This window comes from Rubritalea marina DSM 17716, assembly GCF_000378105.1.
Classification (GTDB): domain Bacteria; phylum Verrucomicrobiota; class Verrucomicrobiia; order Verrucomicrobiales; family Akkermansiaceae; genus Rubritalea; species Rubritalea marina.
The window spans coordinates 79,724-102,870 of record NZ_KB899253.1; the positions used below are offsets into that span (position 1 = coordinate 79,724).

Below are 23,147 nucleotides of genomic sequence, written 5' to 3' on the forward strand. Positions count from 1 at the left end.
CTTGATTCGTGTAGAGAAAAGTTTGACTTTGTGGTCAAATTGGTAATTGCTCGCAGCATGTTACGTCAACTTTTGAAGTCAAAGATCCACCGTGCGATGTGTACGATGGCAGATGTAGAGTATGAAGGCAGTATTGAGATCCCGGGGGACCTCATGGAAGCTGCAGACATCATCGCGGGTGAGAAGGTGCTCGTGACCTCGGCAACTGCAGGCGGTCGTCTAGAAACCTACGCACAACCGGGTGTGCCGGGTACTGGCAAGATCATCATGAATGGTGGAGCCGCGCACGTCATCAAAGCGGGTGAACGTATCACGATCATGGCATTTGCACTTTCTTCTGAGCCAATCGAAGCGAAAAAGATTGTCTGTAACGACCAGAACGAAATCGTTCGCCTAGGCAAGTAGTGGGAATCTCTGAGTTCCCAACGAAATACCGCTTTACATTGAGTTATCTTCTCATCATATTCCGCGTCTCATGAAATTAATGATTTTAGCTGCATCTGGCGCTGTGCCGATCATCATCAACGTATTACTCGTTATCTTGGTAGCGTTGAGCTTGTTGTTGTGTTTGGTTATTCTGATGCAACGTCCTAAGCAAGAAGGTCTTGGTGCTGCATTTGGTGGTGGGATGACCGATCAAGCATTTGGTGCGCGCACCACGGATGTATTGCAGAAAGGCACCGTTTGGCTTGGCACACTCTTCTTTGTGATCACACTGACTCTTTCCCTTCTCGTCGCCTCGCAGAGTGAAACGAAAGAAGTGGAGTCGACACTTGCTGAAATTGAAGCAAGTCAAGAAGCAGAAAAGGTAGAGGCTGAGCAGGCTCCTGCCGAGGAAGTGGCGCCAGTAGAGGAGGCCACTCCAGCTGAGGCTGCAGAGGCGCCAAAGCTTGCGGAAGAAGCTGTGAAGCAAGCATCCGAAGAACTTACACAATCTGCTCCTGCAGCAGAAGAAGCTGCTAAAGAGCAAGTGGAAGCTGTCCAAGAACAAGTGACCGAAACTGCTGCTGCTGTTGAGGAAAAAGTGGAGGAAGCTGCTGCTGAAGTGCCAGCTGCTCCAAAAGCTGAGGACGTGGTTCCAGCTGTTCCTACTGAGAAGCCAGCTCAGTAATTCTATTTTAGACTCCGAATCCGGTGTCATATTCAATCGCATTGCCAATTTGGGCGAGACCGGACACGTTTCCTGTCAAACCTCAGATTGGCAATTTTGGTTATATCCGCAAGGGTGGGGAGCCGCAGGCCTGTGTCGATATGGATGCATTGATCCAGGGATGTCAGGCTGAGGATAAAATTCCCCTACTTGTTTGGACTCCAGACAGCGAATACCTTCAAGTCGCCGAAGAGTGTGTTGCCTTGCGTGCGATGTTCCTGAATACGACGCGTGAGCGGCTGGGAAAAAGGGCTCAAAACTTAGGTAGGATTAGCCTCCTATTAGGCGCTGTGGTGATTAGCTACTTGCTGATATCTCTGTGTGCTGGTGCTACTTTTGTAGAGGTCTTATCCTCAGGTTTTTTCCTACTCATTGCTCTACCGTGGCTTTTTTATACGCTGCTGCCATGGTACAATAGTACCAAGTTTCTGCGTCAATCTGCGCATCCTGATTCAAGGTTTTGGGAGAAGGAGGTGGCGGATGCTCGCTTTGAATATTGGCTACAGCATCAAAAAGCACCGTGGACTCAGGTTTTGAGTGTCATGATGATTGTGCTAGGTGCCATCCAATTATTTGTTTCTCAGGGCTTTGATTGGTCGCAGCATGCCGTTGGGTCCGTGGCGCTTACAAAACAAGCTTCTGATCCGTTCTGGCGCTACCTCACAGGGCCGCTGGCGCACGGAAATCTGATCCATTGGGGGATGAATTTTGCAGCGCTACGATACCTTGCCAAGCGAATGGAGTTGTTGGTGGGGTGGCAGCATATGCTCTGGGTGATCGTCTTTTCAGCTTATGCAGGGGCCGTGGCAACAGCGTATTGGATGCCAGAGGTTCCTAGCGTTGGGATATCAGGTGGAATCCTAGGGGTGCTTGGGTTTCTATTGGCCTTTGAAACACGCCACAAGGCACTCGTACCGAAGTCGCCAAGGCGTCGTCTTGCAGCAGCTCTTGCCTCGGTGACATTGCTTGGAGCGATTGGTTTCCAATTTGTTGACAATGCAGCGCATGCAGGAGGTCTTGTGGCCGGCGTCTTTTATGGTTGGGTGGTATTCCCAAGCAGCACCTCAGTCCAGCGGCCAGAGCGGCTGAAGAGGGATTATATCACAGGTGTGTTAGCGCTATGCATCCTACTGGTGGCCACAGTGACTTGCGCTTACCAGATGTTGGTATGATTGAATGAAGCTTGATGGCCACGGCTTGTGCTTTGTTGGTCTAAGGCAGAATAAATAACTGATAGATGATAGATGATCTGTGTGATCAAGTGAAGGATAATTGATGTGATTTTATGAAGCACGCCTGAGCTTTCTTGGTCGGGATTTCAGTAGATTTCTTGGCAAAAGATAAGATGACGTATCCTTAAAATTATGTGCTTTGTCGTTTGATACGAAGCTTCTTGGGAGTCTAGATACTTAGTATAGCCATAATTTATTATTGAGGCATTAGATTCACGAATACACAAATTGATGCGATTAATCTTACTATCTCTATGTTCGATACTGCTGCTGGTTCAGGTCAGTTTGGCCAGTCCGTCGCTTATTTTGGATGCTGCAAACACGGATACAATTCAGCTGGGTGCCGGGGAAGTTGTGGAGCAATGGGCTGACCTCTCTGGAAGAGAGAACCATGCGACCACTCTCGCGGGTGCTTTATTTTTGGACGAATCTCAGGCATCGCCAAGTGGCCTTTACGGCATTGATTTTGGGGAGACCTTGAATTCCTTGGAGTTGATGGATGCAAGCGCAAGTGACAGTGTGTTCGATTTTAGCGATGCTAGTCGCAAAGGTTTCGCAATGTTTGTGGTGCTTCGAGTGGATGCGAATATTGGTGGGTGGAATGATGTGATTGGCAATAGCAGCAGTGTGAGCTCCGGATTCGGGATGCGATTCAGTGATGCCGGCACACTTGCAGCCTATCTGGGGGGAAGCAAAATTGAGAGATCAAGTGATGCGCAAGTAACTGTTGGAGATACTTTCGTTCTAGCTGCAAACTACAATGCTGCTTCTGAGCAATTTGATTTTTATGATTCATTGAATGACAGCAGTACTAGTATCTCGGTGGCGCCTGGCGACTTTAGTAACGCCAGTGGATTGCTCCTTGGGGCGACGAATAATACTGGGCGCTTTCTCGATGGAGTTGTGTATGAGGTTCAGCTATTCGAGCGACCTCTCAGTACGCGTCAATTTGCTGAAGAATATGGTAAACTTAAGCAGAAGTGGGTCGCTCCGGCTGAGACTGAGATCACACCGTTTCTGCATTTGAATGCAGCGAGCTCGGAGCTTGGCTATGCGGAGGGCGCAGTGATTGCGCATTGGTCCGATCTCTCGGCGAATGGCTACGATGCCACCAATGAGGGGACGATGGTGACTCATGAATTCGGCGAGCACTTGGCAGAGTCAGGGGTGGCTGGAGTGCATTTCGGCGCTGCTTCTAGCAATTTGGAGGTCTTCAACGAGGTGGAGCAGGATGCTTTGCTAGATTTTACTGGGAGTGCTTCGGCTAAATCAGGTTTTGCAGTTCTTGTGGCATTCAAGACTGAGAGTTTCACACCGTTATGGAATGATATTCTTGGTAGTGAATCCTCGTTTGGTGATGGATTTGCTCTGCGGATGAGTAATACGGGGCAACCCGTGGCGACCTTGGAGGGTGTTGATGCTCGATCCAGTAGCAAGGTAGAACTTGGTGAAACCGTGTTGTTCGCTTTTAATTATGATGCGGTGGCAGGGAGCTACAGTTTTTGGGATTCTACCAGCGGGGAGACTCTCGTAGAGTCTGTGGTGGCGGCAGATTTTTCTGATAGTTCTCCCTTCACGATTGGGCGCGCGAATAATGCTGGGCGTTATTTTCATGGTTCGATCTACGAGGTGAAAGTGTTTGATCGCAATCTGAGTGAATCTGAACTTGATCAAGAAAAAGAAGTCATGAGCACTGCGCTGGCTGGGCTGGAGTTGCCAGTCGAAGTGATTGGTGTGGAGGGGCGCATTGAAGAGCGAGAGCTGTATTTAAGCCCATCACAAGCGGCTGAGGCAAATCGGCTATGGTTACAGGTCAATAATCTGGGATACGAGAATAAGGCGGCTGTCTCGATCAATCATGGAGCTTGGCTCAACTTGAACCACGACACGGTGGAGATGCAATACCAAGAGGCTCGCCGTGGAGGGATGGCGCATGGAGGTTTCAGTACCATTCGCTTGAGTATTCCGGTGGATGCTGGCCAGCTACTTGCTGGTTCGAACTCACTGCGCTTCCGCTTTAACGAATCGGATGGGCTGTCAGTGGGGTATCGCGTGGTGGATATGAACTTTCTTGATGATACTGGCGAACTCATCTTAGCAGACTCCAGATTCTATGAACAAGACCCCGATAGCTGGGAGGCACCCTACAGTGATCCAAGTTCAATTGCTGCAGGCAAGGTGCTGTGGGAAGAGGCTGGGCTATGGAGTCATCCTAAAGCTGATGGGCAGACTGGTTGGTGGTATGATCATCAAATCCCTGCAGCAAAGCCGATTTTGGCAAATTGCAAGGATTGTCATACCCGAGATGGGCGGGACTTGGAGATCTTTAGTTACAGTAATCAATCGATCATTGAACGCGCTCGCTTTCATCAATTGAGCGAGGAAGACGGTAAGTTGATTGCAAGCTACATCCGATCCCTTTCCGATGAGCACAGCACGGTTGGTAGGTACGGGCGACCATGGAATCCTCCCTTCCAACCAGGGCCGGCTGTTGCCGAGCGCCCTGTAGAGGAATGGGCCGCAGGGGCTGGGCTTGATGCCGTGTTGGATCGTGACGCGGATATGCGCGATTATTTATTCCCGAATGGTGAGATTTCGGAACAATCAGTGGATGCGTTTTTCGATGCCGATAAGATGCTCGACCACTCGCTCATCCCACTCTCGATTCAATTTCCAGATTGGAAACATTGGCTTCCAATGATTCACCCTAAAGACGCGTGGAGCCGGAACGGTTATTACGACAACCCAACAGCATTCAACAACAGTATCAGTGCCGATGTGAAAGGCAGTCTCACTGAATTCCATGGCCATGTGGACGACATGCTGCAAAATGGTGTCAACTTTGAGACTTTGATTTCTGAGTACAAAGAGTTTCGTAGTGATTTACGTTTCTTTGTGGCATCAGGGGACCTGCTTGATAATGATGGTACTTATGAAGGTGGAGCACGCCATTGGCGAACCTTATGGGGTGACGCCAATAAGCAAGGTCTCGTGATCGGTGATGATAGTGTGTACGATGCTGAGACACATTCTGTTGTTCGTCAGTTTGCAACTACCAGTCTCGCTAGGTTGCTGGCCGTAAAAAACTTTGAGTTCCACCATGAGCTAAATATTCAAGGGAGAGCAGATGAATACATCGACAGCTTGGATCAACCAGGCGACCGCCAATGGATTAGTGATGCCTACAATGTGTTTGAGACACCACCACACTTTAATGCTCCGTTGAATGGAGACCGGCATTATGATGGGCAGCTTCTCGCGACCGGGGAGTTTGAGTCTACGAATTGGTACCACCTTCAGTTAGTTCTAAATAGTGGTAACGGGCAGATGAGCCACAACTCACCTGTGGACTACAACTACACGCCTCCTTTTGTGTTGGACGCTTCCCATAGTTCGGGGATTTATGAACCACTGCGCTACTTCCTGACTTTAAATACAGCCTACCAAACAAAGACGTGGACGGGTGGAGAGGATCCGAATGATGGAAAAGGCTTCCGCATTCGTGTGATGGGGCCGTGGTATATTGCTAACATCAGTGATAGTACCCAACTCAATGGCTTTGGTTCAGGTTATATCCTGAGCTTGCTCGATCAGATTGAGCCGGGAATGAGTCATTGGGTGATGAACGCCATGCTCGAATTGTTTCTGACCGAGATGGAACAAGATCATAACGATCTTAGTGGGTGGACTCGCTATGACGTTGGTGGTGATTGGTCGCAGAATCTCGATCCCATTGCCACCACCACGACCTACCAAGACCCTCTAGATTCCAATAGTTCATTGGTGGCTACTGGTGACTGGGCCCATCGGATTTTTTACATGGTACGATTCCTTTCTGAACGGGGGGCGGATCCTGAGAAAATTGATCGACTCATCGATTGGGGGAAGGCTGCATGGCCGAATCTGGCAGATGGGGCGATTGGCTGGGATGCCTTGCGTGATCAATCTGCTACCACACTTGCACTCGACACAGGAGGCAATAGCTTAACCGCGACTAATGCTATTAGTGTGGTGATCCATAATGGCGGCGATACCCCAGAGGTGCAATGGTACGTGAATGATGTGCTGGTGGCATTGCCTTCCAGTACGAGCACCTTGCCATCGAGTTACTTCGATCATGGAGACACGATTCTGGTGAAAGTAACGAGTAACAGTGGTGACGTGCCAGCTGGGAATCGTGCGGTAGAGCTGAGCCACACCCTACCTCAACTGGGTTTTCAGCTGACTCGCGATGGTCAGGTAGTCGAAGCAGGAACTGGTGCCTTGGCTGAGATGGGGGATGAGCTGTTGTTGCAGGTGTCCCCGATTTCTGGGCCTGTCTTATGGTTGGATGCGTATCATCTGAATGGGACCACTCTGCCAAGTGATGGAGAATCTATCAGCACTTGGAGGGACATGTCGGCGACTGAGAATCACGCGTTGGCTCCATCTGTTGAGTATCAGCCAGTATTCCGAAGTGACGCGTTGGATGGGAGACCAGGTGTTGAATTTGGAGCTCAAGATTTGGATGGGCTTGAATTGTTGGATGCCAATGAGGATGACTTCCTCGATGGTGATTTCACCCTCTTTATTTTGGGTTCTGGGGATGTTGAGAATGGTCCATGGAATCTTGATTTGATTGGTAATGATACGTCTACAGGAAATGATGGTGAGGGATGGGGGCTACGCCTACGCAATAATAGTCGTTTGATCCCTATCGTTGGTGGTGAAGACGGGAATCTCCCTGGCTATGACTACAGCCAATTTACCATTCGAATCAATAAATCAGGTAATGATGTTGCGTATTACTACAATGGCCAATACGTCACAACGCTGACGCTGACGGATGGGGCGAAACTCACAAGAGACGATAACCGTTCGACCTTCTTGGGTACGATTAGCTATACGAATCCAGATGCTAGTGACTATTTCAAGGGCTTGTTGCATGAGGTGTTGATCTATGATCGCTCTCTAGAGCCCAGTGAAGAATCCTTGGTAGAAGGGTATCTATCTCACAAATGGTTAGGTGGAGATAATCTCACTAGCGATAGTTACTATTTTGAAAACCCTCCGATTGAATTGACACTCCAGTCTCCAGATGGGCAGGAGAGAGTCATCGATGAGTCACTCTTTGCTCAGCATCGCATTGATCTGGATTCGTTGATAGATTTTGGGGCTTACCAGCTAGATTTTGGCGGAGCGAGCGACATTGAATACGAGATTTTTCTGCGGCAGAATTTTGAGGCTTGGGCCGCTGAGAATCACCCATCCATCGAGAATCGCTACGTGGATAATGATGGTGATGGCCAGTCGAACTTTCTAGAGTATGCTCTTGGCTCAGATCCTGGAAATGCTGAGAGCATGGGAGGGATTGAGCTCGTGAATATGGAAAATGCCACAAGGCTCAGGTTGCCTGTGCGCAATGACGACGACAGCATTAAGTACACACTTCAGAGTAGTACGAACCTGGAGGATTGGGGAGGTGATACCCCGATTCTACCACACCCAAAAGCCAGTGCTACCGAGCTCATCGAAGTGGATTTCCCGCATGAAGTGAAAAAGTTTTATCGGATCAAGGTCGAGCCGCAATAATACGCAGAATACGACACAGAGAGAGTCGGCCTTAGCTACTTGAGGGTTATAAGGAGCGCTCTACCCAGTCGGAAACTGTGTCAAAAAGTAACTGGCGGTGGGGTTCTGCGAATGTTTCATGACGCATGCCCTCGAGCCCTGTCCATTGTTTTTGCGGCCATTCAAGCTCCTGGAATAACTGACGTGAGAATTCTGGCGGGCAGATTTGGTCTTCGAGCCCTTGAGTAAGGAGAAAGGGGTTTGGGTAGTGATGGCTCGTTAGAGTCTCATGCACGAATTCTGAAATCTCGATGAGCTGGCTGCCCCATCCCAGCGAAACTCGTTGGTGTGCTAGGTCTCCAAGCTTAGGCACACGATCGTCACCCGGCTCGCCTCGATTGCATTGTTCCGCCGTGACCTTGGTGTCGATGGTGGTACGTGGAAGTAATTTGCCAATTTTTTTAGCAATCCCAACAAACCAATCAGGATGGCCATTCGCTGGCTTGAGCAGCGGGCCGTTGACCCAACAAAATGCTGGTTGAGCTAGCTCACCTTTCAATGAGAGGGCGAGATGCCTTAAGGTCAAGAGGCCGCCCATCGAGTGTCCTGCGATACCTACAGGCAAGGAGCCAGCCAGAGCCAAGTTGTGTTGTATGAGCGCATCGATGTCTCGGAGTCTCAGGTGGCCACGCTTGCCACCGCTGCGGCCGTGACCAGGCAAGTCTGAGAGAATGCAACGAATACCACTCTGGGTGAAGGGGTGAAGTACTTCCACGTAGCGTTCGGCGTAGTCGCCTTGGCCATGCGTGAAAATACAAACCATTCTCACACGAACACCAGGCGGCGGCTCAAGGGTGAGGTGATGGTATCGCCGGCCAGCGATCTGGATGAATTGGACGTCAGGAACCACAGTGCAATCAATCTACATGCATCTTATCGAAGATCATGGTGAAGACTTTTTCGTCTTCGAAGCGTTGGCCTTTTTTAAAGCAATGCATCAGGTTGCGGATAATGCGAAGCAAGATAGAGCCCAAGGGGGCGCTCTCCGTGATGGCGTGTCTGGCGTAGTCTGAGATGTGTTTGTTTGAGTTGAGGACTTCTTCGACAGAAATTAAGCGCCCGCGATGGAAGCAGTCAGCGAGATGCTTTTTCCCATTGATTTGAATCATAGCGAGAAAGTGGCCAGGGTAGTTGCATCCATGCACTTCTAGATTGAGGCGCCGTGCCACCAAAATGTAGATGAGAGAGAGGCTGATGGGGTTACCCGTTTCGTTGTCGATACACCAGCAGAGATCGCTATTTTCGGGAGCATAGTAATTGTCTTTGTTTCCCTTGAACCGGCCTGACTCAAATAGCCAAGCGCGCAGTGCATTTTCTGAGATGTGTGCTTTTTCCGTTCGTGCCTCTTCGGCAAGGATATCAAGAAGGTCCGGGAGCGAGGGGCGCAGCGTGATGCCATCATGGAGAAAGTCTGAAACCATTGAAAGGTATGACTCAAAGGTTTCATAATCACCATCGACGCTGTGTGAACCTTGAGGTGGGACTTGCCACTCGGCCATCAATGTCTCGCGCCGGCCCGGTAGGAGCATCTCAGAGAGCAGCTTTTGGCTCGTCGTGGATATGTCGACGCCCAATGCTGCAATCTCATGACTGAGGTCACCACTCGTGTCGGCCAGTTCTTTGCTAATGGCACTCTGAATTGCAGGCTCTTCGTCATCTAAAAGCTGAAGCATATAAGGCAATTTCTGGAAATCAACCATACCTCGTAGAGACTAGCCTGTGCATGCGAGCAGGTCAACTATCTGATTCTTTAGATTTCTACTGTTGGTCAGAGGCTGATATGGCATTCTTTGTGCTATACTATCATTGATACGAACGACCATATACAAAAGGCAGAATGTACTTGTTGTAAGTTGACTATGCGAAGTTTCGGTGTATTATAGCTACCCAAACAATTCACATTATCTAACAATTTAGCGACCAATGAATTCCCCTCTACTAAGATTGCTGAGCATCATCGCATGCTTGTGTGTCAGTATGGCGGACAGCAAAGCCGCCCTATTGATGGATACCTATTTCACGACGGATCCAACGTATGATGATCCAGGTGACGCTACTGATGATTCCTTTGGTTATGATCTGCCTCTTGATGTTACGGTGTATGATGGCGATGAAATAAAGTTTAAAATCGACGTCGACAAAGGAACTTACGAGTGGGAGGTAAAGCGTGATAAGAACAGCCCGGCTACGAAGATTGAAAAGACTAGTGATAGTGCTGGGGCCTTCACGTTTGATCCGTCAGGGAAGGACTATGGGGCATTTATATTTGGAAGTCTAGATATCCAAGAAGGGGCAACAATTAAGTTGGACATGAAAGATGACGGTGGGACCTACCCCGGGTTTGCGATTCTAACCACTGGTGGCTTGTCGATTGCTGCCGAAATTGAATATGATGGAGAAGGCGATGGTCCGGGTGGGGATGTGTATTTGTATTCCCAGGGTACCATGACGCTTTCATCTCACATTTCCTTGGATGGAGATGATAATCATGATGATAATATGGGCAATGGAGGAAACTTGATTCTTCAAGCCGATGAAATTATTCTGGACGGAGCGACTTTATCCGCAACTGGTGGACAGGGTGATAAAAAGAATGATACTGGCGGAGCTGGTGGTAGTTTCTTAATTGATACGAACACATTGTCATTGGAAAATTACGACACAGAAGCTGGGCCGTATTTTGATATTCGCGGTGGCGAAGGTGACAAGAAAGATGGTGAGCTTGGTGATGGCGGAGTGGCTCGGCTGTATGCCGATGAAATCGACTTAGATGGAGTTTCTCAACCCGGGGACGATTTTTCTGATCTAGACCTTTTTGTAGAGTTGTTCGACGCGTCTCATTCGGTGAATGATGCCAATGTTGGTTCCGCAATTTTAGTTACCACTGCGGTGCCTGAGCCCAGTGCCACCGTGGCGTTGATGCTAGGAAGTGTGATGCTGCTGACGTCTCGCAAGCGCACCTTGTGAGCAGAGCGTAAAGGCTGGCTTGCTGCTCGGCTTAGATCAGACAGAAGCGGGGCTTCTTTGACCTAGCGTAGGCTGGGCCTTTAGTGTGTTTTCTAATAGGCTACGCTGGAACGAACCGCTTGGCTTAGCAGCTTAGCTGGCCATTGGCCTGGAGCGGTTTCTTTTGCTCCTAGAAAGCCATAGTTGAGTAGAGAACCAAGTTGTGAATACAAGACTCGTGACACCGGTCCCAAGCTACCCATGCCCATGAAGGAGGTGGCGATTGGGTGGCCTTCTTGCATGATTTTGGCACAGCGGTACATGTCATCGAGGCTCTTGTGCATCACCGCTATTTTTACCATGTCGGCACCTAGATCGATAGCGCGGCGGATGCTTGCGCGGATCTCTTCATCTGATGGAGTTAGGTTAAAATTGTGCGCGGAAGCGACGATGAGGGCTCCATTACTGCGGGCGAGCTCAGCCGACTCTGACATGGCCTCCAGGTTTGCGAGTTCGATGTCGACGAAGTTTGCAAATGGCGAGAGCCCGACGATCAATTGGCCGCGTTGTTCCTGACTGAGTTCTGCCACTCCACCCTCGCTGGGGCAGCGTGCTGTGATCAAGGTTTGTAGTCGGCTCGACTTGAGGCTGAGTAATTGTTCGCGCACCTTGGTGATTTCGCTGATGAGTCCATCGAGACGAAATTCTACGATATCGCATTCCTCAGGATCATATTGATTCTGGATTTGGGAAACATGGGCAACGGAGCCTACCACCTTGGGGCTCTGAGGCATGCTAGGATGGCTGCGTCTCATACTCATGGGCGTGGATGGTGCACATGGAACCACAAGATTCAACTCCAAACCCCGGGGATGTGAGTGATCTAGACTTGGCGGCGCAAGGTGATGCGAGCGAGCTCAGGGGGGCAGGCGAAGCGCACGCGTACTCCAGTGGTGCCCACGCCACGGCTGACAAAAATCTGTGAGGCATCGCGCTCATAGCGATCGTAGATGTAAAGTTTGCCAAAGTTGACTTTGGCAGGAGCATAGCCAAAGAAGGGGACTCGGCATTGCCCGCCATGGGTGTGGCCTGAGAGTTGCAGATCGATCTTCCGAACCGCACGCATGACATCGAAGTAGTCTGGCTCGTGCACCAGAGCGAGGATACTGGCATCTTCTGGAATGCCATGTAGTGCTGCTTTGGCATTGGGTTTGCCTTTCCACACATAGTCTGTGCCAGCGATGTAGAGGGGACGCTTGGCACTTGTTTCTAGTTTGAAGTTTTCATTCGAGAGCAGGGGGATCCCTTCCGCTTCGAGCGCTTTTTTGTAGTAACTGCGTAGGTCGCACCAGCCATCGTGATTGCCTAGGCAGGCCACGGTTCCGTAGGTGGCTTTGGGGCGTTTGAGATGATCGAGGAGTGCGGGGAAGCACTCGGCATCGTGGTCCACAAAATCGCCAGTTAGAGCAATGAGGTCGACGGGGTTCTGTTCGAGCGACCGCACCACTTTTTGCATGAGTTTGTGGTCTTTGTCCGGCTTGTAATGAAAGTCGGTGAGGTGGGCGATGGTGAAGCCGTCCAGCTCTGGGTCGAGATCCTTGATGAAGATCTCTCGTTTCGTCGTGCTGAGGAGGTTTGGCTCAAGCATGAAGGCATTTCCGAAAGCAGCCGCCATGGCAGCGGCGCTCATCTGGAAGTAGCGTCGGCGGGTAATCATTGATGGTGGGAGTTTGTTGAGGGAAGGAGGGCTCAGGGCTTGAGGGCTCCTGGCCGCAATTGATTGAGGGCTTGGACTTGGCCACCGCTAGGTGACTGGAAGTCAAAGGACTCAGTAATGGCGGAGTGTACCCAATCTTTAGATGTTTTAACAGCATCAACCATACTTAAGCCTCGTCCGATGTTCGCAGTGATGGCGGCGGATAGTGTGCATCCGGTGCCGTGTGTGCTGTCGATATCGATCGTGGGTGCGCTAAATCTGTGGTGTTTGCGGTCGGTGTATAGGACATCCACTCGATCGTCGCTTTGTGGCAGGTGCCCACCTTTGACAAGGCATGCAATGTTGTAGAGGCTGCTAATTTCTCTTGCAGCATCTTCCATTTCGCTGAGTTGTGAGATCTCTTCCTTGAGGAAAACTGAGGCTTCTGCGAGATTTGGAGTTACTAGGGATGCGACTGGTAGAAGTCGTTGGGAGTAGGCATCGATGGCATCATCTTCAATCAGATGGGTGCCAGAGCTGGCAACCATCACTGGATCCACAATGACGGGTATGGGGAGGTCTTCTAGTAATTCACTCACTGCCACAATGTGTGCTTTGGAGTAGAGCATCCCGGTTTTGATCGCCTTGATCTGGTAGGTTTCGAGTAAGACTTTGAACTGGTCTTGGAGGATGGCTGGTGGGATGGGATGAATCGAGACTACTTGGTTTGGGGTCTCGGCAACAACGCAGGTCAGAGCGGTTAAACCGTGGGTGCCGAAATAGGAAAATGCTTTGAGATCGGCTTGGATGCCAGCTCCGGAGGAACAATCGGAACCAGCGATGCTGAGGACTACGGGTGGTTTGATCATGGTCGGGGTGATGATGGCTAGGGTGAATGGTGAACGATGAACCAAGTGCCAAGATGCTCAATTGGTTCGAAATGGATCTATGTGAGATTGAGGTAATGGACAATGGAAATCTTCCAAGCTTGTCATCCTTGGGGAGCTAGACAACCCGTGCAATCTTGAACCCAATGGCCAAGCTCGATTTCTTTCAGTTCAGGGTTGCGGTCACAGAGGCAGAGGTTCGGATTGCCTAGGGTGTTGCGGTGACGGAAGGCGCAGCCGGGTGGTGGGTCGATGAGCGATGGTGGGAGCCCCGGTATGGTAAAGAGGCGTTCGCCTTTGGCGTGCTCCGATGGGGAGGACTTGATCAATGCGCGGGTATAGGCGTGTTTGGGGTGCTGGATGAGTTGTTTGGTGGGGGCATTTTCTACGACACGTCCTGAGTACATCACCATGATGCGGTCGCAGACTTGTGAGACAACGGCGAGGTCATGTGAGATTAAGATCACGGCGGTGCCAAGCTCTTGCTGGCGTTGCTTGATGAGGTCGAGTACTTGCTTTTGAACTGTCACGTCGAGTGCTGTGGTAGGCTCATCACAGATGAGAAGGTCGGGCTTGGTGATCAATGCCATGGCGATGACGACGCGCTGACGCATGCCACCCGAGAATTCGTGTGGGAATGCATGCACCCGTTTTTCTGGGTCAGGGATCCCGACTTCGGCTAGTGCGGTGATTGCGCGTTGTAGGGCTTCTGCTTTGCTAACCTTTTCGTGCAAGAGCACGGGCTCCATCAGTTGGGTAGAGATTTTGAGGTAAGGGTTGAGAGAGGTCATCGGGTCTTGGAAAATCATGGAGACCTTCTTGCCGCGAATGTTCCTCAGGTCGGACTCCGAGGCGCTCAGTAGATCCGTCTTGGAATCTAGGATGGCCGTGCCGGAGTGGATTTTCCCTGGAGGCTTGGGGATTAGTCCCATGAGAGAAAAGCAAGTGACTGACTTACCTGAGCCAGATTCACCTACGATGCCTAGGGTCTCACCGCGTTCTACAGAAAATGAGACGTCTTCCACTGCGTGCACGACTCCGCTGCGCGTGTGGAAGTAGGTAGATAAGTGAGAGACTTCGAGCATTGGGCTTCACTATGCAAAGATCGCAGGACTTGCAGCAAGGAGAAAAGGAGTGCTATTGGTGTTAGTTCGCGCTGGTGATTTGAAAGTGGCTAGTGCTATAGTTTGGGCGCGATGAGACTGGAGATGAAAGAGCTACTGCGCCGTCTGTATTCAGGCGCTATTTTAGTGATCTGGATTATCCTTCCATACGCACTTTTGCAAGCGATTGAAATACGCGAAGTTTGGTGGCTTGAGCAAACTCTTTTCGATCGATGGATCGGCATCCACTTCAATGCGGTTTGGGTCTATTTTAGTTTTTACTTCTTGCTGGCATTTGCAGGATTGGCACCAGAGCGCAGAGTCTACCTACAATACTTGTACGCTGTTGGGTGGACGACAATGGCGGCTCACATGATTTTTTTAATGATACCTAGCGGCTTATCTCGCGATGCGATTGAGATGCAAGGAGCGCCTCAGCTGTATCAATGGCTGGTAGAATATGATAAACCGCGCAATGTCTTTCCATCGTTGCATGTGGCTTTGTCGGTGCTAGCTGGTATGGCACTCCAGCGATCATGCAGATTTTCGTCATTCGTCAAGGTGCTCGTTTGGGCTTGGGTATCTGGGATTGTTTGGTCGACGGTGGCGCTTGGTCAGCACGTGATTTACGACGGGATTTTAGGGGCCTTGATTGCGGTGGTGACTTGGTGGGTCGTGGGGCGATATGCGACGAGTTTGCACCCTGAATAAACGAGCTTTGACAGAGGCTGCTGGGTGAGGCATATCCAAGTCATGAGTTTACTTTTAGGTGTCAACATTGATCACGTAGCAACCCTGCGCCAAGCGCGATACGCCCTGCAGCCAGATTCTCCGAATGCGGAACCTTCGCCTGCATCGATTGTTCGGGATGCGAAGGCTGGAGGGGCTGACTCGATCACGATTCACGTGCGCGTGGACCGTCGCCACATGCAGGATGCCGACGCGTATGAGGTGAAGAATACCTGTGATCTTCCGATTAATCTCGAGATGGGGAATACTCCTGAAATGCTAGCCTTAGCGCTCGATCTGAGCCCCGAGTTTGTTTGTTTGGTCCCTGAAACGCGTGAGGAAGTGACAACAGAGGGCGGCTTAGATGTGCATGGCCTTTTTGATTCGCTTCAGCCAACAGTCGCGAAGCTCCGCGAGGCTGGTATTAAGGTCAGCATGTTCATTGACCCAGATGTGGAGCAGGTGGAGGCATCCGCACGTATTGGGGCTGAGATGGTAGAGCTGCATACTGGCTGCTTCGCCAATGCCTTTGGTGATACACGCAAACAGGAAGTGCAGCGCCTGACGCAGGCTGCGAACAAAGGGCATGCTCTCGGTGTCCAAGTGAATGCTGGACACGGCATCAATTACACGAACATTGTGGATCTTTATGAGGTGCCACATTTCGCTGAATTCAATATCGGCCACTCGATTGTGGCGCGCTCGGTGAAGGTGGGCTTTGAGACTGCAGTGGCTGAGATGGTCGAGCTTATGAAAGGATACCAAGGTTAAGCTGTGGTGATCTTTGGCATTGGTATCGACGTCACAGAAATCGATCGTATCGAAGATATGATTGAGCGCCTAGGTGAGCGCTTCACTCAGCGGATTTTCACCCAAGAAGAACGAGACTACTGCGAAAGTCAGAAGGCCCCAGCAGTCCACTTCGCAGGGCGCTTCGCCGTAAAGGAAGCTGTGGCCAAAGCCTTGGGGACGGGCATAGGGAAGGATCTTGCCTTCATTGACGTCAATGTACGGCGTGCTGCATCTGGCGCACCCAAGGTGGAGTTGACTGGTGATGGTAAAGCCTTTATGGAGAGGCGCGGGATTCGCCAGATCATGGTAAGCCTCACACACGCAAAGCACTACGCAGCAGCGAATGCGATCGCGATTTGCGCCGACTGAAAAAAGTGCATATTCTCCATAGTTTTTTCTTGCACATGATCGTGAGTTCATGCAGTTTTCCGCCGTCGCGAGTCAGAGTGATCTGATGAATGACACAAGTTCCGGCATAGCTCAGCGGTAGAGCGGGTGACTGTTAATCACTAGGTCCTTGGTTCGATCCCAAGTGCCGGAGCCATTTAATAAGCCTCATTTCCAAGTAGGAGATGAGGCTTTCCTTTTGTCCTCAAATGCGCGCTGGGTAGCCAGTAGAGTAGGGTGGTTTGATTCAAGTATTCGACTCTAACATATTGTGACGATTCGCTCACATCGATGATTTCTCTAGACATAGTGTGATTCATGGTGGTGAATATAGTGTTATGTATGAATTGTCTTTGATGAATGATGGATCTGTGGTGTTCGAGTTGAATGGTGCACCTGACGCGGTCGACATGGAGAATATTCTGCAGCAAATGAGTGAACTCTCGGAGGGAAAGCAGGGAATGACCATGCTCTATAAGATTTCTTGTTTCGAGATTCCCTCGGCCTCAGCAATGATGGTCAAATTGAGCGATTTACCGAGATGGATCGGGGTCATGAAAGCGTTCAAGAAAATGGCAATCGTCACGGAAAAAGCATGGATTCGCAATGTGGCGGAACTTGAAGGTTTTTTGATCAGGGGCCTCGAAATTAAAAGTTTTGAGTTCGACGAAATTCACCAAGCAGAAGCCTGGCTCGACGAGGGATAGAAGCCGCAGGGTAGTGGCCAGAATTTAAGTTTTATAGGCACCCTCGACTGGGTGCTTCGAAAATGTTAAATATAATCATTCATGACATCTATTTGTTAGCTTTTGTTGATAGATGAATGGTGTGATTTAGTTTTGTGATAGATGTGTGTTTATTCAGTTGAATGGATGTGTGAGCTCATGGCATAATGCAGCCCTTCTCGGATTCGAATTGTATCGGATCGAGTCGCCAACCCCTCATTCCACATGAAGAAGCTCCCCATTCTTTTAGCCTTACCACTGTTGTTAGTTAGTTGTGACTCAGGTTCGCATAGTGCCAACCGTGACCTTGAATTAGAAACTTCAGATAGAGCGATTGCTGTCGTTGAAGGCAGTGCCAAGCAGGCGGGGATGTCGCGCCTGCTCAGCGTGGATCACTCAAGGCTGGCGGCGGCTGAGGGGGCTGTTCTTGATGCCAATCGTGTGAGCCTGTATTCGAGTCCGCGCGTCCATTCAATGATGCTAAAAGAGAATATTCGGTCTGGTCTGGATCTGCCGTACCGAGTGCAAGCGTATTACCACAATGCAGAGTTCGTGGTAGACTATACCTCTGCCGAGTTTGTCGCCATCCGTCATGGAGTGAGCGAGTCGCCAGTGGTGCACCTACTAAAGCGCGATTTAGAGGCATTGGTAGAGGGGGTACCAGAGGCGCGTCCGGTCCCTCACGATGGTCTAGAGGAAAACTATGGGATTGTGGAGCTGCGATCAGGATTTGTCTTTGATGAAACGGTCAGCAAATTGAAGGCAGCAGTGTTGAGCGAGGGGGATACTCAATGGTTTGAGACGATCGACTTCCAAGCTCAAGCCAAGCAATTTCAGATTGAACTACCGCCAGTGAAGCTCTTGATATTTGGCGCACCGACACCTGGTGCTAGAGCGATGCGTGAGTTTCCGTCCATTGGTTTGGATGCGTTTCCTCAGAAAGTTCTCGTGTATCAAGATGGGGCGCAGGTGCGTGTGATTTATAATGAAATCCCCGCAATGGCACGCCTGCACTATGGGGACGCGGCCTTCGCGCACAAGTTTATAGCATTTCGACTCAAGAGTACCCTCGATCAAGCGATCTCGTTGGAGGATAAAGCTATGAGTACTCTTGCTGTCTCAGAGCTAATTCAAGAGCTTGTTGGGGAGTGAGCCCCTGCTTGCTGCGTAGGGATTGTAGGGATCGTGCTGCGTGGCGCTTCGCCAAGCGCACTCCAGTATCGTCAGTGACGAGCGGGTGATGGTGGTAGCGAGGTTCAGGGAGCTCGAGTAACACTTGTAGTAGGCGGTGAATGTGCGTCGAGTCTAGCAGGTCTCTGCCTCTAACCACATCGCTTATTCCTTGGTAGGCGTCGTCTACGACAACCGCGATATGGTAGGAGGTTCCTATATCCTTCCGCGCTAGAATGAGGTCTCCTAGGAGTTCTGGTTGGACTGTGATTTTACCGTGATAGTGGTCATGGAAACTCAATGCTCCGACAATCGCTCCCGCTTTTCGAGCATCTAAGCGCCAACTTGGAGTGCGACCTTCAGCTAGTTTTTGATTGATTTGAGAATCGCTCATGCCATGACAAATCTGCGGGTAGTGAGGACCATCCGAGCCATGTGGCGCGTGGGCCAATTGTGTGAGCTCGTTTTGGATTTCTCTACGTGTGCAGAAGCAGGGATAGATGACGCCTAGCTCTTTGAGCTTATCCAGTGCTAGATCATAGGCTGCTAGGCGGTCTCGCTGACGTAAAAATGGCTTTGGCGCATGAAGCCCGGCCCACTCCAAGTCTTCTTCAATAGCTTGGTAGAATGTGTCTCTAGTCCGCGTTTCGTCAATGTCTTCGAAGCGCACTAGAAACTGCCCCTGTGTGCTCAGAGCGAGCTGGTGCGCTAGGTGTGCGGAGTAGAGGTGGCCTAGGTGAAGCAAGCCTGTGGGCGAGGGGGCAAATCGGGTGATGACCTCAACTTCAGGAATTGCCATAGGAGCGTAGCTCTTTACTTGTTAGCCCTTAATTTCTAGCAACATTTGTGCATTGTTGTGGAAGCGCTTTAGGAAGAATATCAGACGCTCCATTGCTTCGTGAGGGCGTGCCCCTGAGAGGCCACGACGGATGAGGTGAATCTTGTGGAGCATATGTTCCGGTAGCAGAAGTTCTTCACGTCGTGTGCCTGACTTAAAGATGTCTACCGCTGGGAAGATGTACTGTTCGGCGATCCGGCGATCGAGGCAGAGCTCCATGTTACCGGTGCCTTTGAATTCTTGGAAGATTGCTTCATCGGCGCGTGAGTTGGTATGAACCAAGGCTGTAGCGACGATGGTAAGTGAGCCTGCTTCGCGGGTGTTTCGTGCTGCTGCGAAGAGCTGACGCGGGACTTCAAGGGCGCCTGAAATGATACCTCCTGATTGGATGCCGCGGCCTTTACCCTTTTTGTTGCCACCCATGTTGGTGTTGTAGGCGCGGGCGAGGCGGGTGATGGAATCCATGAGTAGGAAGACATGCTCTCCAGCTTCCACGAGTCGCTTGGCGCGTTCGATACAGAGCTCAGCAACGCGGCAATGGTTTTTCGCTCCAGAATCATTAGAACTTGCGTAGATTTCTGCCTCTGGGAGGTTCATCTTGAATTCCGTGACTTCCTCTGGACGTTCGTCAACGAGGAGAATCATGAGGTGCATTTCTTCTGAATACTTGTCGCGAACAGCTTCAGCCATATGTTGCATCATGGTGGTTTTACCTGAGCGCGGCGGCGAAACGATGAGCCCTCGTTGGCCTCGGCCAATAGGGGCGATGATGTCGAGTACGCGTGTGGAGAAACGATCGCTTTCTGTTTCAAATGGAATGCGTTTGCTAGGGTTCACCGCTTTGAGTTCTTCAAAGTGTGGTAACTTGCGCGCTTCGTCGACTGGCTTGTCATTGACGCTGTTGATCTCCACGATTTGGAGTCCGCGAGGGCCCTCTTTGGCGATAGCTTTGATCCAGAGCCCTTCGCGAAGCCCATTGACTCTCACGATATCAGGTGAAATGAAGACATCGTTGTTGGATTGCTCGAGGTTGGAAGAAAGCTCTCTGAGGAATCCAAACCCTTTTGGGCTGAGTTCCAAAATACCGCTTACCGCGACAGGTGGGCCGGTGAGTTCGACTGGCTTTGTCTCGCGGCGTTCGCGGTTCCCGTTTCGGCGGTTGCGGTTATTATTACGTCGATTGCGATTGTTATTGTTGCGACCGTTGCGGTTACCATGATTACGGTTTTTATTTTCTCCGTCTTGCGAGTTTTCATGTTTCTGCACAGGGCCCCCGCCTCTAACGCGACCATTTTTTTTGGCTGGCGCTTTCGCTTGCTTACCTTCTTGAGGAGGAGCGGATTCTTTCGCTTGTTCAGGTGCTGGAGTTTTCACTGGCTTGGGTGCGGGGGATGGTGCAGCGCTTTCTGTTGTCACTTGAGCTGCTGAGCTTGGAGCTGCTTCGGCGGGTGATGCCGCTTTTTTGGTGCTGGTTTTTTTTGCCACTTTCTTGGTGGTGGCTTTCTTGGTAGCAGTTTTTTTCGCGCTCGTTTTTTTCGCCGCTTTTTTTGCTGCGGTTTTTTGGGTCGCAGCCTTTTTGGCAGTCACTTTTTTTGCCGCTTTTTTAGCAGGCGTGGAAGCTTCTTCGCTCATAATAAATTGGTGTGGAGATACCCCTAAATACGGGGGGTAATCTTCTAACTAATGTTGTAGTTGGGTAGGTAAAACTGGTTAGAACTAACGGTTCGTAAATGGTTCTGTATGGAAAAGTGTCGTTTCGGGAGTGTGCCCGAGCTTGTTAGTGTAAGCAGAATGGGTGTGACTATTCTCGACTAACAAAGGCGTCTGTGAACTTTAAGAAAGTTCGAAAGGGGGAATCAGATAAGCTGTGAGCTGCGTGTGTCCTAAAACTCTAGGTTTGCAACACAGATATCGTGAAGACGCTTCATGTTGCGACGGATGTGCGGTGAATGCAAATATTTTTTTATCAAGCCTGTGACGAGTGTACAAAAAAGCCATCCATGTTGGCATGGATGGCTGTGGAGAAAGCGAGGGAGTTATCTTACTTGAGTGTCGGTGGTTTGTGACGCTTGTAGACTTTGTTGGTGACGAGGTACTCGATTGGGAAGTCTGGAAGTGGGCCCGCATCGACTGGGCGTGGGACATTGCGTCCGATGGTTTGGTCTTCGGGTTGTGAGTATGCGATGTTGACTGGAGTACCAGTTTTGACGATTTTGAAGAATTTTGGAGCCACGTTGTGATGCATGCGGATGCAGCCATGGGTGCAGGGTGTGTGTTTCATCCATCCTGTGTGGAATCCGTAGGCAGATTTGAATTCCATCCAGTACGGCATTGGGGTGCCGATAAATTTGGTGCCAGCAGGTTTGTTGCGTAGGTAGCCTCGTGAGTAGCTGCCGTTGCTATGCTTGAAGTAACCATGGGTATTTGCACGGCGGTATTCTTCTTTACTGTAGATGGTGAAATTCCCTTTGGGAGTTGGGGTGGAAGCTTTACCAACGGAGACAGGCATTACGAGAAGTGGCTTATTGCCTTCCATCACGTAGACCATTTGGTTGTTGGTTGAGACTTTGACTCTAACGTTGTTGGGGTTTTGAGGTTTGGTGGCTGGACGGTTGTAAGCGTCGTAGGCACCAAGGTTGGCATTCGGTTCGCAGGAGCTAAGGAAGATAGCTAGGGCTGCAGAACTTAGAGCGAGTAGGATGTTTTTCATGGGAACTGTAAGTTAATGGGTTTCTATCAAGAGAGCAATGCTGGAATTCTATCGGCGTGGATTGCGTGAGTTTTCCCAGCTAATGACGCGCTCGTTGCGGAATTCTACTTGAGCAATAAGTTCGGTGTCATAGCTGGTGCCGCGGTTGACCCCTATACCATAGTGGTCATAGCCATAGTATCCGTAGCCGCCATAGATTCCGCCTGTGGTGCGAGGTGAGTGTTGGTAGTAATACCATTTTTCAAATGGCCCTGATTGGTTTTGGCCTTTGGCGGAGCGGCTGGGGTTGCCCCAGGCGATAAAGACTGCTTTTTTAGGCATGCCTTTCTTAATCTGCCCACTTTGAACGAGATTTTGATCCTCGGTGCTGAGTTCGGAGTAGATGTCGAGATTGTTGGAAATTCGCTTTTGGATTTGATTGGTCGCACAGCTGCTGAGGAACAGGGAAGTGAGAGCTGCCGCAGCGATGAGGTGGATTTTCATGTCTCTACCAATATCGAAGATTAGGGAGTGGTTCAACTCCCAATGTCTTGGCTGCTTGGTTTGCGCCTTGTCAAATTGTGACGGATTCGGTACATGCATTCTTCATGCAACGCGTTCTATCTATCTTAGTTCCTGTCGCGCTCCTTGCTTCTTGTGCGAGTGAACGTGAGGTGAGCTATGAGCAGGCAGAGGCCTCAGGACTGGCGAAGTACCAGAGTGATGTGCGTTACATGGTTGATGAAGCGGGAAATGTCCAACCTACTGGTCAAGACCAACGCAGCCAATTCGAGTCAGAGGGGAATTTCTACCAAGCTCAGAGCCAGAAAAATTCGCAGTTTTCGAAGTCTGAGTACAATGCGTCGCGGTGGAACCAGAATGCGAATTCGAGCTACAGCAAGAAGGCGTACTCTGACGGCAAGGCTTCCGGTTCTTACAAACATTCACCTTACTTCGTGCAACAGCAGGCAGCGGCGCAAGGCCGAGAAGCCGCTGTGTCGCAGCAAAGCTATGGACAGCAAGGAGCTTACGCTCAGGCTGGAAACCAAGCATACTCAAATAGCACATCCGTGGCTAAACCAACAGATGCTGCGACGTCTAATCGCAATCTGCCGCCGCCGGAGATCTTTACACTGGGGGAGATCAACCAACTGGGCGTGGACGATACCAACGCGATGTTGGGTAGATAGAGA

The 23,147-nt window shown here is 50.4% G+C and carries 21 protein-coding genes and 1 tRNA gene; 12 read left to right on the forward strand and 10 right to left on the reverse strand.

The genetic code is table 11. The annotated features are described in order from the left end of the window. The first annotated feature begins 57 nt into the window (after positions 1-57). The 4 genes from F454_RS0107020 (at position 58) to F454_RS0107035 (ending at position 7,953) form a co-directional block, all read left to right on the forward strand. Entirely contained in the window at positions 58-405 is a 348-nt protein-coding gene (locus F454_RS0107020; RefSeq protein WP_018969933.1) for an aspartate 1-decarboxylase, read from the forward strand. Between the two features lie 70 nt (positions 406-475). After that, positions 476-1,111 (forward strand): preprotein translocase subunit SecG, encoded by a 636-nt coding sequence (gene secG, locus F454_RS14505; protein WP_240471545.1) that lies wholly within the window; start codon positions 476-478, stop codon positions 1,109-1,111. A 23-nt stretch (positions 1,112-1,134) separates the two neighbouring features. Continuing rightward, complete coding sequence (locus F454_RS15710) at positions 1,135-2,322, forward strand: rhomboid family intramembrane serine protease (RefSeq protein ID WP_156817177.1); 1,188 nt, start codon at positions 1,135-1,137, stop codon at positions 2,320-2,322. 366 nt (positions 2,323-2,688) lie between these two features. Beyond that, the gene (locus tag F454_RS0107035) at positions 2,689-7,953 is read left to right on the forward strand and encodes a LamG-like jellyroll fold domain-containing protein (RefSeq protein ID WP_018969936.1); all 5,265 of its coding nucleotides are present in this window, start codon (positions 2,689-2,691) and stop codon (positions 7,951-7,953) included. A gap of 46 nt (positions 7,954-7,999) precedes the next feature. Here the strand turns inward: F454_RS0107035 and F454_RS0107040 are convergent, their stop codons facing one another. Together F454_RS0107040 and F454_RS15715 are read right to left on the reverse strand one after the other, a co-directional pair. Further along, positions 8,000-8,842: an alpha/beta fold hydrolase gene (locus F454_RS0107040; protein ID WP_018969937.1), complete on the reverse strand. Its 843-nt coding sequence runs from the start codon at positions 8,840-8,842 to the stop codon at positions 8,000-8,002. A gap of 7 nt (positions 8,843-8,849) precedes the next feature. Beyond that, positions 8,850-9,665 (reverse strand): transglutaminase-like domain-containing protein, encoded by an 816-nt coding sequence (locus F454_RS15715; RefSeq protein WP_018969938.1) that lies wholly within the window; start codon positions 9,663-9,665, stop codon positions 8,850-8,852. A gap of 304 nt (positions 9,666-9,969) precedes the next feature. On the opposite strand from F454_RS15715, the gene F454_RS0107050 reads away from it, so the two are divergent. Continuing rightward, positions 9,970-10,959, forward strand: coding sequence for a PEP-CTERM sorting domain-containing protein (locus tag F454_RS0107050; protein ID WP_018969939.1), 990 nt, complete (start codon positions 9,970-9,972; stop codon positions 10,957-10,959). Between the two features lie 92 nt (positions 10,960-11,051). On the opposite strand, the gene F454_RS0107055 is transcribed toward F454_RS0107050, so the two are convergent. From F454_RS0107055 to F454_RS0107070, 4 genes are all read right to left on the reverse strand, one after another. Then, the gene (locus tag F454_RS0107055; protein ID WP_018969940.1) at positions 11,052-11,732 is read right to left on the reverse strand and encodes a type I 3-dehydroquinate dehydratase; all 681 of its coding nucleotides are present in this window, start codon (positions 11,730-11,732) and stop codon (positions 11,052-11,054) included. An 89-nt stretch (positions 11,733-11,821) separates the two neighbouring features. Then, the gene (locus tag F454_RS0107060; protein WP_018969941.1) at positions 11,822-12,655 is read right to left on the reverse strand and encodes a metallophosphoesterase; all 834 of its coding nucleotides are present in this window, start codon (positions 12,653-12,655) and stop codon (positions 11,822-11,824) included. Between the two features lie 32 nt (positions 12,656-12,687). Continuing rightward, on the reverse strand, positions 12,688-13,503 hold the full coding sequence (gene thiD, locus F454_RS0107065) for a bifunctional hydroxymethylpyrimidine kinase/phosphomethylpyrimidine kinase (protein WP_033367622.1): 816 nt from the start codon (positions 13,501-13,503) through the stop codon (positions 12,688-12,690). A gap of 122 nt (positions 13,504-13,625) precedes the next feature. Next, positions 13,626-14,606, reverse strand: a complete 981-nt coding sequence (locus tag F454_RS0107070; protein ID WP_018969943.1) for an ABC transporter ATP-binding protein — start codon at positions 14,604-14,606, stop codon at positions 13,626-13,628. 123 nt (positions 14,607-14,729) lie between these two features. On the opposite strand from F454_RS0107070, the gene F454_RS0107075 reads away from it, so the two are divergent. From F454_RS0107075 to F454_RS14520, 6 genes are all read left to right on the forward strand, one after another. Beyond that, positions 14,730-15,335 carry a phosphatase PAP2 family protein gene (locus F454_RS0107075; RefSeq protein ID WP_169334341.1) on the forward strand — a complete coding sequence of 202 codons (606 nt, stop codon included), beginning with the start codon at positions 14,730-14,732 and terminating at the stop codon, positions 15,333-15,335. Between the two features lie 42 nt (positions 15,336-15,377). Then, positions 15,378-16,124, forward strand: coding sequence for a pyridoxine 5'-phosphate synthase (locus tag F454_RS0107080; protein ID WP_018969945.1), 747 nt, complete (start codon positions 15,378-15,380; stop codon positions 16,122-16,124). Positions 16,125-16,127: 3 nt separating this feature from the next. Further along, the gene (gene acpS / locus F454_RS0107085; RefSeq protein WP_018969946.1) at positions 16,128-16,514 is read left to right on the forward strand and encodes a holo-ACP synthase; all 387 of its coding nucleotides are present in this window, start codon (positions 16,128-16,130) and stop codon (positions 16,512-16,514) included. A gap of 100 nt (positions 16,515-16,614) precedes the next feature. Then, positions 16,615-16,689, forward strand: a tRNA-Asn gene (locus F454_RS0107090). A gap of 199 nt (positions 16,690-16,888) precedes the next feature. Continuing rightward, the gene (locus tag F454_RS0107095; RefSeq protein WP_051083289.1) at positions 16,889-17,239 is read left to right on the forward strand and encodes a SpoIIAA family protein; all 351 of its coding nucleotides are present in this window, start codon (positions 16,889-16,891) and stop codon (positions 17,237-17,239) included. A 243-nt stretch (positions 17,240-17,482) separates the two neighbouring features. Beyond that, positions 17,483-18,409: a DUF302 domain-containing protein gene (locus tag F454_RS14520; RefSeq protein ID WP_018969948.1), complete on the forward strand. Its 927-nt coding sequence runs from the start codon at positions 17,483-17,485 to the stop codon at positions 18,407-18,409. On the opposite strand, the gene gluQRS is transcribed toward F454_RS14520, so the two are convergent. The 4 genes from gluQRS to F454_RS0107120 form a co-directional block, all read right to left on the reverse strand. Continuing rightward, complete coding sequence (gene gluQRS, locus F454_RS0107105) at positions 18,357-19,226, reverse strand: tRNA glutamyl-Q(34) synthetase GluQRS (RefSeq protein WP_018969949.1); 870 nt, start codon at positions 19,224-19,226, stop codon at positions 18,357-18,359. The genes F454_RS14520 and gluQRS overlap by 53 nt on opposite strands. A 21-nt stretch (positions 19,227-19,247) precedes the next feature. Then, positions 19,248-20,897 carry a transcription termination factor Rho gene (gene rho / locus F454_RS0107110; RefSeq protein WP_018969950.1) on the reverse strand — a complete coding sequence of 550 codons (1,650 nt, stop codon included), beginning with the start codon at positions 20,895-20,897 and terminating at the stop codon, positions 19,248-19,250. 409 nt (positions 20,898-21,306) lie between these two features. Continuing rightward, positions 21,307-21,975 carry a L,D-transpeptidase gene (locus F454_RS0107115; protein ID WP_018969951.1) on the reverse strand — a complete coding sequence of 223 codons (669 nt, stop codon included), beginning with the start codon at positions 21,973-21,975 and terminating at the stop codon, positions 21,307-21,309. Positions 21,976-22,023: 48 nt separating this feature from the next. Then, positions 22,024-22,458 (reverse strand): hypothetical protein, encoded by a 435-nt coding sequence (locus tag F454_RS0107120; protein WP_156817179.1) that lies wholly within the window; start codon positions 22,456-22,458, stop codon positions 22,024-22,026. Positions 22,459-22,562: 104 nt separating this feature from the next. On the opposite strand from F454_RS0107120, the gene F454_RS0107125 reads away from it, so the two are divergent. Next, a complete protein-coding gene (locus tag F454_RS0107125; protein ID WP_018969953.1) occupies positions 22,563-23,144 on the forward strand; it encodes a hypothetical protein in 582 nt (193 codons plus the stop codon). The last annotated feature ends 3 nt before the right edge of the window (positions 23,145-23,147 follow it).

Bases quoted from the DNA above. Each gene is read 5' to 3' on its own strand.
- F454_RS0107020 (WP_018969933.1), top strand. From the start codon at position 58: ATGTTACGTCAACTTTTGAAGTCAAAGATCCACCGTGCGATGTGTACG.
- secG (WP_240471545.1), top strand. From the start codon at position 476: ATGAAATTAATGATTTTAGCTGCATCTGGCGCTGTGCCGATCATCATC.
- F454_RS15715 (WP_018969938.1), bottom strand. From the start codon at position 9,665: ATGCTTCAGCTTTTAGATGACGAAGAGCCTGCAATTCAGAGTGCCATT.
- F454_RS0107050 (WP_018969939.1), top strand. From the start codon at position 9,970: ATGGCGGACAGCAAAGCCGCCCTATTGATGGATACCTATTTCACGACG.
- F454_RS0107055 (WP_018969940.1), bottom strand. From the start codon at position 11,732: ATGCCTCAGAGCCCCAAGGTGGTAGGCTCCGTTGCCCATGTTTCCCAA.
- F454_RS0107060 (WP_018969941.1), bottom strand. From the start codon at position 12,655: ATGATTACCCGCCGACGCTACTTCCAGATGAGCGCCGCTGCCATGGCG.
- thiD (WP_033367622.1), bottom strand. From the start codon at position 13,503: ATGATCAAACCACCCGTAGTCCTCAGCATCGCTGGTTCCGATTGTTCC.
- F454_RS0107070 (WP_018969943.1), bottom strand. From the start codon at position 14,606: ATGCTCGAAGTCTCTCACTTATCTACCTACTTCCACACGCGCAGCGGA.
- F454_RS0107075 (WP_169334341.1), top strand. From the start codon at position 14,730: ATGAAAGAGCTACTGCGCCGTCTGTATTCAGGCGCTATTTTAGTGATC.
- F454_RS0107080 (WP_018969945.1), top strand. From the start codon at position 15,378: ATGAGTTTACTTTTAGGTGTCAACATTGATCACGTAGCAACCCTGCGC.
- F454_RS0107095 (WP_051083289.1), top strand. From the start codon at position 16,889: ATGAATGATGGATCTGTGGTGTTCGAGTTGAATGGTGCACCTGACGCG.
- F454_RS14520 (WP_018969948.1), top strand. From the start codon at position 17,483: ATGAAGAAGCTCCCCATTCTTTTAGCCTTACCACTGTTGTTAGTTAGT.
- gluQRS (WP_018969949.1), bottom strand. From the start codon at position 19,226: ATGGCAATTCCTGAAGTTGAGGTCATCACCCGATTTGCCCCCTCGCCC.
- rho (WP_018969950.1), bottom strand. From the start codon at position 20,897: ATGAGCGAAGAAGCTTCCACGCCTGCTAAAAAAGCGGCAAAAAAAGTG.
- F454_RS0107115 (WP_018969951.1), bottom strand. From the start codon at position 21,975: ATGAAAAACATCCTACTCGCTCTAAGTTCTGCAGCCCTAGCTATCTTC.
- F454_RS0107120 (WP_156817179.1), bottom strand. From the start codon at position 22,458: ATGAAAATCCACCTCATCGCTGCGGCAGCTCTCACTTCCCTGTTCCTC.
- F454_RS0107125 (WP_018969953.1), top strand. From the start codon at position 22,563: ATGCAACGCGTTCTATCTATCTTAGTTCCTGTCGCGCTCCTTGCTTCT.